We start from the raw sequence: 10458 nt of genomic DNA, 5'->3' as shown, positions 1-10458 counted from the left end.
ATATCCCACCGGCAGAAGCAGAAAAAGCTTATTATGCTTCCATCGGAAACGATGATCTGGCAGCCTGAGTTCACAGATAAAACACTCTCCAGGAAACCCGGGGCGGTTCAGTCTGATGCTTTACGAGCAGTTTGGGGATTTGAAATTCAAATACAGGAACAGGGAGTTCTGGTGCAGAGGGTACTACGTCGGTACGGTGGGTAATAACACGGCGAAAATACAGGATTACATAAAGTACTAGCTTGAAGAGGATAAAATGGGAGAGCAGTTATCGATTCCCTATCCGGACAGCCCGTTTACGGGCCGTAAGTAACGAAGTTGGATGCAAATGTCAGATCGTGTGCGCCTGTTAGGGCGTGGCTGGTAAGAGAGCCTTATAGGCGCATTTGAAAAACCTCCGGCATAGCCGGAGGATATTTATTTGCGGAGCACGTTGATGAAGGTGCTCCGAAAGGTAAGTGTTAACATGGATTTTGCGTATTAATCATCAAAGATTGGGCTGTCAGCATCATCAATGTTACATGTATCACAGTTTTGTTGAGATAATTCTGGACGTTTAAAATTTTGAGCTGATTCACATGCATTTAGCATTATTACCATGAGAAACAGCATGATATATTTCATCGCCACTCCTTAAATTATTTAATAATGGCCAATAGTTACCAGTATAAACTGACCCCTGTTGTTCCCTGCCAGGTCTTTTCGGATCGTTCACTAAGACCGTTTTGATAATCAACCTTGATATAATAATTTGTATAATCATTCAGCTTTACGGTCACGCCGCCGCTTATTTTTGCAGCAGAACCATTATAGGATGTAAGTAATGAATCCTGGTATCCCGTACTGCCTACGGTAACATTATTTCTGTCTCTGGCGGTCAGTTGATTATTCAGCTCTGCATCAAGGAAGGGGGACCACTGGACCCCGGATATCGTCATAGTATTCCAGTACAAACGAGCTCCAGCGGAGGCGGTTAACTGATTATCCAGATCGTTATTAACGTTTAAATCATCATAACGATAGTCATCTAATTTAACTTTCTGCCAGGATACAGAAATTCGTGGCACCAGTGTCAGCGCCTCATTTAGTACTCGCGGATAGCCCGCTTCAAAAGCCAGAATCTGCCCACGACCATGAATATCAGGTTTACGTGTACTGTTATTCGATTCTACCTGTCCAGAATACCGGGCTAGTTGTAAAGTGGTGTTTGTGTACCAGCCCTGGGTTGCTGTATAACGCCAGTATAAACCTGTAGCGTAAGTATTGAGCTGGTAGCTTCCAAGCTGGGCATTCGAGGTGTAAATGGTTTTGCCCGATACATTAGCATTACTGTCGAGATAACCCACATAAACACCCAGTTTATGACTGCTGTCTTCATCAGCAGGCCATAAATCAGCCCCAATTTGGATACCTTTTACGTGGCCATTCCATGCCGCATTTGTGGCTCCGTCACCTTGATTTTCCTGTTGTCCGTAAAGGGTACGTACCCAAATCCCTTGGCCATTTTGGGCCATTCCACTGGGTTCCGGAACGAGTCTGTCAGCAAACTGTGGTATTAGCGCCAGTCCAGCCTGACGGGTAATATCTCCCAATGCGCTGCTGACGACAGCATCTGCACGCATCGCGCCACGCTGTAGAAAAGAATCATATTGGTAACTTTGCCCGGCAAACACACCATAATCATACAAACCGGTAGTCAGAATGGCATCCTGAGCACTACTATTTTTGATTACCGCATTGGTATCATTACCACTGATACTACCAATGGTTAGGGAGTGTCCGTTAACATCCAGTATACTGCCTGTTGTAGTGTCATACGTTTTTGAAAAAACGATATGGTCAGTATAATTCAAAGCATTATCCGCGTTTATATTGACACTGGCATTTCCTTCTAGTTTCAATGTTGTATTATATAACGAGTTTTCATGATTCAGATTTATCAGTGAATTCCCTTTAAAACGCTGCTCGCCACCATTAATGGCATCTGCAGTATTAATGTTTAATGTCGAATTACCATCAAATAATAAATTTCCGCCATCCACACCATGCTGTGCTGAAATGTTCATGACAGCATCGTCTTTAAATGTAGTAGATGTGCCACCAGTAACTGCCTGGCTGATATTGGCGTTAAATATAGCATTGTTACTAAATATTTGTTTGCTGTTACCGGAAATCGCCCCTTTACTGTTGCCATTCAGGATGCTGTTTCCACTAAAATTCTGTCTGCCTCCAGACAGGGTATCTTCGCCATTGGCATTTAATATACTATTATCGTTAAAATTTTGTATCCCCCCGGTAATTGTTGATTTACCGTTAGCATTAAATACTGCATTATCCTGTAATTTTATTTGTCCTCCAATAATAGCCTGATCTGCTTCTGTATTCAGGACTGAGCTTTTTGCCAGGATCTGATATCCACCACTTATACCTTGACTGGCATTGACATTTAATGTTGCATCGTTAAATGTTTGATTGCCACCACTGAGTGCCGTGGCTGCATTCACATTCATTGTCGTACCAGATTGAAATATCTGTTTATTCGTATTATTCGTTTCTCCCGCGATAGCATTAGCGGTATCCGCATTTAATACTGAACTCCCAGTGAACAGTAACGTGCCTCCAGTGACACTACCGTTTCCAGTCACATTGACCTCGCTGGAATCCTGAATGTTTAACTGCCCACCAGACATTCCCCCCGTGGCATTGATATTAACCGTTGACGTTCCTTTAACACTGCCAACTTTACCAGAGGACATCGTATTTTTACTAAAGGCATCGGATGCGTTTAAATTAAGTGTCGCATCTGTGAATGTCAGTCCCGTGCTGTTAAATACGCCATCGGCTGCATTGATGTTTAGTGTTGTTCCAGCATTGAATATCTGACTACCGCCATTAATTGCTTTTTCAGTATTGGCATTGACTACGCCATTACTACCAGCGAGAGCAGTTAACTTGGCATTGTTTATACCAGAACTGGCATTGATATCGATTTCAACTTTCCCTGGTGTACTTCCGCCTCTTAGCGTGTATGTACCGCCATTTAATCCTGACTCGGCGTTGACTTTTACATGCGTATTCTCTCTGAACTCATAGGTACCTTTGTTATTATTAAAGGCCTGGCTGGCAGAAACAGTAAGATCTGTATTCCCTAAAAAATAAACAGGAGATTTATCGATATATCCAGCAGTATTGGCATCTATTGTTTTATTAGTGCAATAAGATGATCCCGAACAATCAGAAGAAATAGCCGCATTCACTGAGCTGGAAATAAAAGATAATGAAAACACCGCCAATAGCAGGGAAGAACCATATCCAGCAGAGCGATGACAGAAAATTATTTTATCCATGGCTGCATCCTATTTATTTTTAGATAATTCAAAAGAATAACTACTGCCGCGCGTAATGCACCTGCGCCAAACGCCAGTTCTCTGATGGCGATATCCTGTATCAGGTCGTCAGGTATCTCAACTTTAAGCGGTTGGGGTTTTTCCCGGTTGAATAACTCAGGCCAGAGTTCCACAAGACGATTAATACGCTTACGGTTTTTACGCTGGCGTTTTGTCATATGCCGCCACGGTGTTTTTTCAGCAGAGCAGGGCTCTGTTTATCGTTCAACTGTGGTATCCGTTCCCTGGCCTTCACGTTGTGTGCAGTGTTCGTTTTATCCTGCAGCGGCGTTGCCGGTGACTTACTGAAAATACCCTGCGGTTTACGGTTAATGGTCAGCGTTACCATCAGTATTGTTACCTCGTGCTGTCAATGGAAGTGGTACCTCATCCGGTATCTGAAAATGTTTTCCGGTGGATGGCACAGCGAATGTCATGTAAGACATGCTGTTGCCGGTATTGTTCAGTGCTGTGCGTAGTGAGCGTATTCGTTATCAGACTGTACTGGTTGTGAACGATATGACTATGGTGACCGCTACAGTCGGACCAGCCGTACCAATACATACAGCCATGTGCCCTCTGATGCTGAAAGCCTAAATGATGGTAATGACGACATGCGTATGATAAAATATTACTTGACAAATGATAATGAACACCACTTGCAACAACCAGCAAGACCATTGAATAGAGCTAATTGGCGAGTACATCTGTAGATAGTACACAATTCATTACGTAAAATGCTGTAATTTCTATCTAGGGTTACGTAAAATATCACGTAACTTAATTCATTAAATATTTTACGGATTACAGCATGGCTAGTGTTGATGCAGACTACTGCTACTCGTTTCCGGCTATACGTGGCATTCAGGCAGGCCGCCCCTTCTACATTGCCACATGTCCGATGCGTATCATCCCCAAAATTTTTAGCTTTGATGAAAATGATGTTCCTCCGGAGTTGCGCGCGCAACGCACCCTCAATAAATCTCGCATCCCTGAAATGGTTCGTTATCTTCTTGAAAATCCTAAAGATTATGTATTTTCTGCACTAACAGCATCCATTGCCGTTGACGTCCAGTTTGATGAGTTTCCCGGCACGAATAATCTAGGGACGTTATGTGTACCAATGGACGCGCAAATCTTGATCAACGACGGTCAGCATCGTCGTAAAGCGATTGAAGACGCTTTAGACGCTCGCCCGGAGCTGGGGCAGGATAACATACCTGTGCTGTTTTTTGTCGATGAAGGATTAAAACGCAGCCAACAGATGTTTGCCGATCTGAATAAATATGCTATTCGCCCCAGTCCGTCGTTGGCATCGTTGTATGATCATCGGGATGCCAGTTCAAATTTGGCGCGTTATCTGGCAATGTCCGTAGAGCCGTTTGTCGGAATGACTGAGCTGGAAAAATCCAATATCAGTCAGCGGTCAAATAAATTATTTACGTTAAGCAGCATCAAGCAAGCTACCCGTGCGTTGCTGGGAAAAGATCCGAAAAAGAGCGATTTTGAAGAATGTACCCAGATAGCAACTCGCTATTGGCAAGCTATTTATAATGTAATGCCGGACTGGCAATTAGCCGCAAAAAAGGAAGTTTCACCGGTTCAACTACGTCAGGACTATGTTCACGCTCACGGTATTGGTTTGCAGGCACTCGGACAACTAGGGTATACACTGCTGACAAATTACCCAGAGCAGTGGCCTGATAAAATTGCTGCACTCAAAGTGTTTAACTGGCGCAGAAATAATCCGGATCTTATCAAACGTGCGATGCAGCATGGAAAGTTGAGCAAAACCAGTACGGCAATCCAACTCACCTGCAATGCGCTAAAAAACGCACTCTCAATTCCGCTTACTCCTGAAGAACAGGAGCTTGAAGCCCAAATGGTTGTCTCATGAGTAAATTAGTTCAGGCCTACGATTTGGCCGAATACACAGATTTTATTAATCAGGAGCAGTTTTCTGGACGCCCTCTGGCCGAATATATTTCTGAAGTTCAGAGAATTTATTGTGCGGATAAGCGTCCGTGGGTAATTGGCTATAGCGGTGGAAAAGATTCTTCCGCCGTGATCACGCTGGTGTATCTGGCCCTGCTTGGCCTGCCCCCGGAAATGCGCAACAAAGATGTTTTTGTAGTGTCATCCGATACGCTGGTGGAAACACCAGTGGTAGTAGATTTAATTAAGAAAACGATGTTGCAAATTGAGGCAGGCGCAAAGCGTAATGGCCTGCCGATCACTCAACATGCGGTAACGCCTAAAACTAATGAAACCTTCTGGGTCAATTTACTGGGGAAAGGTTATCCGGCCCCAACCCGCAGTTTTCGCTGGTGTACCGAACGCATGAAAATCAATCCGGTGAGTGACTTTATTAAAGAAAAGGTCAGCCAGTTTGATGAAGTAATTGTTGTCCTAGGTTCACGTAGTAGTGAGAGTGCCTCTCGTGCGCAGGTCATCGCAAAGCACAAAATTGATGGCTCACGCTTGGCCCGGCATACCACACTGGCAAATGCGTTTATCTATACCCCTATTGATACCTGGGATGTAGAAGACGTCTGGAAACTGCTGCGCGGCGCGTTCCGCTATGCTCCTGAATATATCGACGAATGGGAAAGCCCATGGGGTGGAAACAATCGTCCTCTATGGACGCTGTATATGGACTCTTCCGCACAGGGTGAGTGTCCCTTAGTGATAGACGAAAGTACCCCCTCTTGTGGGAACTCTCGCTTTGGATGCTGGACCTGTACCGTAGTAACCAAAGATAAAGCGATGGAAAGTCTGATCAAAAATGGCGAAGAGTGGATGTCGCCATTGCTGAAATATCGTGATCTGCTGGCGTTTACCACCGATCCGGTGAATAAAGACACCTATCGCAACTATAAACGTCGTACCGGTAAGGTGAGCTATCAGTACGCTAAAGACGGTGAAGATCGCAGTGCAGAGCGTAAGCATGTGCCAGGCCCCTACTGGCTCAAATATCGCCAGCAATGGTTAAAAGACTTACTGGAAATTGAGCGTGATTTAAACGCCCAGGGCCACAGGATTACGTTAATCACCGAGTCGGAACTGCACGCTATCCGCCAAGAATGGTTGAAGGATCCTAATGAACCAGACTGGTACGACACACTACCAGGTATCTACCGTGAGGTGTACCAGCGGGATCTGGATTGGGTCGTTGACGACCAATCACGTTTTGACGCCAGCGATGCCGATTTGCTGGTGCAGATAGCTCAGGGGTTTGATGTTGTGCCAGAGATGGTGATGAAATTGATTGAGCTGGAAGTTTCAATGGAAGGATTAAGTCGCCGTCAGGGGATTTTTGACAAACTTGGCACCATTTTAAAACAGGATTGGGGCAGTCTCGAAGAGATTCAACAACAGCAGGCAGCGCTACAAAAACGTAACGACCGGGATATTCACCAGGAAGAAATCACCAGGCTGGAAGCTGAACTTCAGGTTTTACAACGCAGAATTGTCGATGCCAGCGAATCCTCTGTATTGGTCGGCGAGGAAAACGAACGTGCTCATTAAACAACTGGTATTACATAATTTTCGGGTATTTAACGGTACTCACACGATTGATCTGGCTCCAAGAAAGCGACCACATGAAGTAAACCCTCGTCCGATTGTGCTGTTTGGCGGTTTAAATGGTGCAGGTAAAACGTCTATTCTGTCGGCTATCCGGCTGGCATTGTATGGGCGGCTGGCATTTGGGCTCGCGACTCAGCAACAGGATTATATTGAGCATCTTAGTTCGTTGATTCACAAAGGTGCGTACTATATTGAGCAACCGGAAGAGGCGGCTGTTGAACTGACCTTTACCTATAATAAGGGTGGGCAGGAATCAGAGTTTACTGTTACGCGAACTTGGAAAAAGGGCAAGAAAGATCGCCTTTCTTTACAAAAGGATGGCCAACCACTCAGTGAACTGGATTATGATCAGTGCCAGGGGTTTCTTAATGAATTAATTCCTCATGGTATTGCTGATTTGTTCTTTTTTGATGGCGAAAAAATTGCGGAACTGGCAGAAGATGAATCTGGCAATATTTTGCGCACCGCTGTACGCCGTTTATTGGGCCTGGATCTGATATCCAAACTGCGTAATGACTTAATGATTTTCGTTAAGCGCCAACAATCCAGCCAGTTAGCGGAAACTCAGCAACAGCAGATTGAAGTGCTGGAAAAACAAAGTAGAGACTTAGCTTGTCAGACAGAAGCATTGCTGGAAAAAGCTGATTTTGCCAAATCTAGAATCGAGTTTCTGTCTAAAGACATTATTCGCTATGAAGGCTTGTTGAATGCGCAGGGCGGTGCATTTGCGCAGACAAAAGCGCAGGAGAAGCAGAAAGTTGAAACACTGCTAAAAGATAAGGAGCGCCTGGAAAAAGCACTGCGTCAGGAATGTGATGGATCATTACCTTATGCACTAGCTCCCAATATTTTATCCGAGTTGCTGGAAAAAATTGCTGATGAAACGCAGATCAAACAAGCTCAAAGCTTTGAAAAAGAGTTAAGGCTATTTTTGGCCCAGCTCAGAAACGATATTGCATTACGCTCTCGTACTACCAGTAAAATTGCAGCCGAGGCGATTACTGATAATCTGAACGAATATATGGCAACTAAGCCGAAGGGCGATTTGTTGTTTGATATTTCTGAACGTGAAGCCGGCATGCTCCAGCAATCAATAGAGCAGGACAGTAAAAAGGCATGGCAGCGCTTCGAGCTTTACCGTATTCAGTTAGCAGAAATTGAACAGCAACTAGAGCAAGCCGCTGCCAATATTGCCCGCGCTCCGGAAGATGAGCAGTTAATGGATCTTTTTGAAAAGCTGCGCGATCTTGATAAGCAGCGTGAAAATCAGCGGCAAAAATATCTTTCATTGCTGGAAGACGCTAAACGGGTTAAGCAACAGCAACTGGATTGTGTCCGTCAGGTGCAAAAACTGCATGATGCGGCCCGCAGTCAGCATGGCTTTAGTAGCGCCTTCAAAAATGCGCAGGAAACAATTAATTTACTCGATCGGTATAGCGACGTATTAACTCAGGCGAGAGTAAAGACGCTATCTGCTAACTTTGAAGTTGCCTATCGCAAACTGGCTCGTAAAGAAGATATGCAACTGAGTGCTCATATTAACCCAGAGACATTTGACGTTGAGTTAATTGATGAGAAGGGATCTGTCATTAATCGTAAGTTACTATCTGCCGGTGAAAAGCAGATTTATGCCATTGCTATTCTTGAGGCGCTAGCAAAAACTTCTGGTCGTGATTTGCCGGTGATTATTGATACGCCATTAGGACGTCTGGATTCACAACATCGGGATAAACTAATTAACCATTATTTCCCATTTGCCAGCCATCAAGTGGTGCTATTGTCTACCGATACGGAAGTGGATGAACGTTATTTTGTTGACCAATTACGTGATGATATTTCTCATGCTTACGAGATAGTATTTAACACGCATACTAAATCATCAGCGTTGAAGCCCGGTTATTTCTGGGAATTAACTAAGGAGGCTATCTGATGCTCCCGAATCGAATGGTGCTGAATCGTCAGACTGAAGAGCAGCTTAAAAGATTGAAAGGGTATACAGGGATCACACCTAATGTCGCTGCCCGATTGGCATTTTTCCGCTCGGTGGAGAGTGAGTTTCGCTATTCATCAGAACGGGATAATCGGAAACTAGATGGTTCGCTGGTGTTGGATAAGATTACGTGGCTGGGGGAGACATTACAGACTACGGAATTGGTATTGAAGATGCTTTATCCGCAGTTAGCTCAGAAGGATATGGTTAAAGCATGGGCTGCGCATGTGGAGGATGGGATTGCGGCGTTAAGGAATCATAAGAGTCTATTAAACTTTATTAAATCAATAGATTAAGAATTTTTAGGCCATCCAAATTAACAATATGGATGGCCTGAACAAAATTTAGTCAATTTTAAAAATCTGTTTTGACATTTTCGTTTAAATAATCATATATTTTTCGCTGACCCACAGTTGTTGATGTATACTCTGTATTTTTTGTAAACTCCTCAGGATTCACAGTTTTCAATGCAGAGCACAGCTTTTCAATATTTTCTTTGTTAATTTTAGGCATGTCCATCAATTTTTTACGTAGAAACTGAAATAATGCAGAAATACCGACAGATCTAACTAACACTGTGCCTTTCTCAATACATACATTAGCCCAAAAATGATCTTTTATCGCTGAAAAATAAATTTTCAATATTTGCTCTATCGCCTTATCATTGCCTTTTATATAAAACCATCGCAATGGGCTTTTATCCTTGCTGTTTTTATTATCAAGCCTGCCCCTTCCTTTTTCTTTTTCATCCGAATCAATTGCATTGATGGTATATCTATCAGCACGAGGGTTTTTAGATATTAGTGATAATACACCATCAATAAATACAGACGATGATATAGACCAGTCATTTTCAGTAATTTCATTCAATACTCTATTTTTTAATCGTCTGTAGAAAGGATATTCATCTGTTTTATTAAATTTCTCACTAAAATATACAGCAAGCAAATCAGGAGGCCAATACTCTCTGGATATATCATCAAGAGAGTATCCAAAGAGTCTATATGCTAAACTTTTAGGAACTTTTTGTTGGTTAAAATTAATTGTTGAAAATATAGTTGCTTGATTGGATGGTGGTAATGAGTTATAAATTGAACAAGGTAATTGAATATCTTTATTCTTAGCATACTTAAATCCTAATAATCTGTGCTGTCCATCGATAATAGAACATAATCTTAGATTTATATTCGGTATTATTATCTTATATAATCAATTCTCACTTTTTTTAAACTCCCATTTGTCATCTTCCTTTGCAGGTGTACCATCTTCATTATGATTGACAGAGAGTATGATTGAGTTTGGAAATGCAGCCTCATCGGAGTCTATGAATTTTGCTATGTCTAAGGCTCTTGGCATAGACTCTTTCCTCTGCACACCTGATATTGGATTTGCCCCTATATTTCCAGACACCTGTTATCACTTAACCCATTACTGGCCTGCTGCCGCAGATATTCCCGTGGCGAGCGATAACCCAGTGCACTATGCGGATGCCAT

The 10458-nt window shown here is 43.1% G+C and carries 8 protein-coding genes and 2 pseudogenes; 5 read left to right on the top strand and 5 right to left on the bottom strand.

What is annotated here, in order from left to right:
* Positions 1–100: 100 nt before the first annotated feature.
* Positions 101–313, top strand: a pseudogene (locus tag ACJHW7_RS24905) (transposase); the annotation flags it as partial.
* Positions 314–480: 167 nt separating this feature from the next.
* On the opposite strand, the gene ACJHW7_RS24900 reads toward ACJHW7_RS24905, so the two are convergent.
* From ACJHW7_RS24900 to ACJHW7_RS24890, 3 genes and pseudogenes are all read right to left on the bottom strand, one after another.
* Positions 481–624, bottom strand: coding sequence for a hypothetical protein (locus tag ACJHW7_RS24900; protein WP_001767846.1), 144 nt, complete (start codon positions 622–624; stop codon positions 481–483).
* 35 nt (positions 625–659) lie between these two features.
* The gene (locus ACJHW7_RS24895; protein WP_001696166.1) at positions 660–3347 is read right to left on the bottom strand and encodes an autotransporter domain-containing protein; all 2688 of its coding nucleotides are present in this window, start codon (positions 3345–3347) and stop codon (positions 660–662) included.
* A 41-nt stretch (positions 3348–3388) separates the two neighbouring features.
* A pseudogene (locus ACJHW7_RS24890) lies at positions 3389–3735 on the bottom strand (proQ/FINO family protein); the annotation flags it as partial.
* A 462-nt stretch (positions 3736–4197) separates the two neighbouring features.
* Here ACJHW7_RS24890 and dndB point away from each other — a divergent pair.
* The 4 genes from dndB to dndE are packed head-to-tail and all read left to right on the top strand — an operon-like array spanning position 4198 to position 9260.
* Positions 4198–5283, top strand: coding sequence for a DNA sulfur modification protein DndB (gene dndB, locus ACJHW7_RS24885; RefSeq protein WP_000179014.1), 1086 nt, complete (start codon positions 4198–4200; stop codon positions 5281–5283).
* Positions 5280–6914, top strand: coding sequence for a DNA phosphorothioation system sulfurtransferase DndC (dndC, locus tag ACJHW7_RS24880; RefSeq protein WP_000041168.1), 1635 nt, complete (start codon positions 5280–5282; stop codon positions 6912–6914). The genes dndB and dndC overlap by 4 nt, the downstream gene beginning before the upstream one ends.
* On the top strand, positions 6904–8904 hold the full coding sequence (dndD, locus tag ACJHW7_RS24875; RefSeq protein WP_000905896.1) for a DNA sulfur modification protein DndD: 2001 nt from the start codon (positions 6904–6906) through the stop codon (positions 8902–8904). Before dndC ends, dndD begins: the two co-directional genes overlap by 11 nt.
* On the top strand, positions 8904–9260 hold the full coding sequence (dndE, locus tag ACJHW7_RS24870) for a DNA sulfur modification protein DndE (protein ID WP_000937304.1): 357 nt from the start codon (positions 8904–8906) through the stop codon (positions 9258–9260). Before dndD ends, dndE begins: the two co-directional genes overlap by 1 nt.
* A 58-nt stretch (positions 9261–9318) precedes the next feature.
* Here the strand turns inward: dndE and ACJHW7_RS24865 are convergent, their stop codons facing one another.
* Together ACJHW7_RS24865 and ACJHW7_RS24860 are read right to left on the bottom strand one after the other, a co-directional pair.
* Positions 9319–10125, bottom strand: a complete 807-nt coding sequence (locus ACJHW7_RS24865) for a DGQHR domain-containing protein (protein WP_071533805.1) — start codon at positions 10123–10125, stop codon at positions 9319–9321.
* A 48-nt stretch (positions 10126–10173) separates the two neighbouring features.
* Positions 10174–10320 (bottom strand): hypothetical protein, encoded by a 147-nt coding sequence (locus ACJHW7_RS24860; protein ID WP_410233588.1) that lies wholly within the window; start codon positions 10318–10320, stop codon positions 10174–10176.
* Positions 10321–10458 lie beyond the last annotated feature (138 nt).

It is taken from the genome of Escherichia sp. WS1152 (assembly GCF_046487665.1).
Classification (GTDB): domain Bacteria; phylum Pseudomonadota; class Gammaproteobacteria; order Enterobacterales; family Enterobacteriaceae; genus Escherichia; species Escherichia coli.
Note: the sequence above shows the minus strand (reverse complement) of the source record. Positions and strands in the feature narration are given on the sequence as shown.

Bases quoted from the DNA above. Each gene is read 5' to 3' on its own strand.
- ACJHW7_RS24900 (WP_001767846.1), bottom strand. From the start codon at position 624: ATGAAATATATCATGCTGTTTCTCATGGTAATAATGCTAAATGCATGT.
- ACJHW7_RS24895 (WP_001696166.1), bottom strand. From the start codon at position 3,347: ATGGATAAAATAATTTTCTGTCATCGCTCTGCTGGATATGGTTCTTCC.
- dndB (WP_000179014.1), top strand. From the start codon at position 4,198: ATGGCTAGTGTTGATGCAGACTACTGCTACTCGTTTCCGGCTATACGT.
- dndC (WP_000041168.1), top strand. From the start codon at position 5,280: ATGAGTAAATTAGTTCAGGCCTACGATTTGGCCGAATACACAGATTTT.
- dndE (WP_000937304.1), top strand. From the start codon at position 8,904: ATGCTCCCGAATCGAATGGTGCTGAATCGTCAGACTGAAGAGCAGCTT.
- ACJHW7_RS24860 (WP_410233588.1), bottom strand. From the start codon at position 10,320: ATGCCAAGAGCCTTAGACATAGCAAAATTCATAGACTCCGATGAGGCT.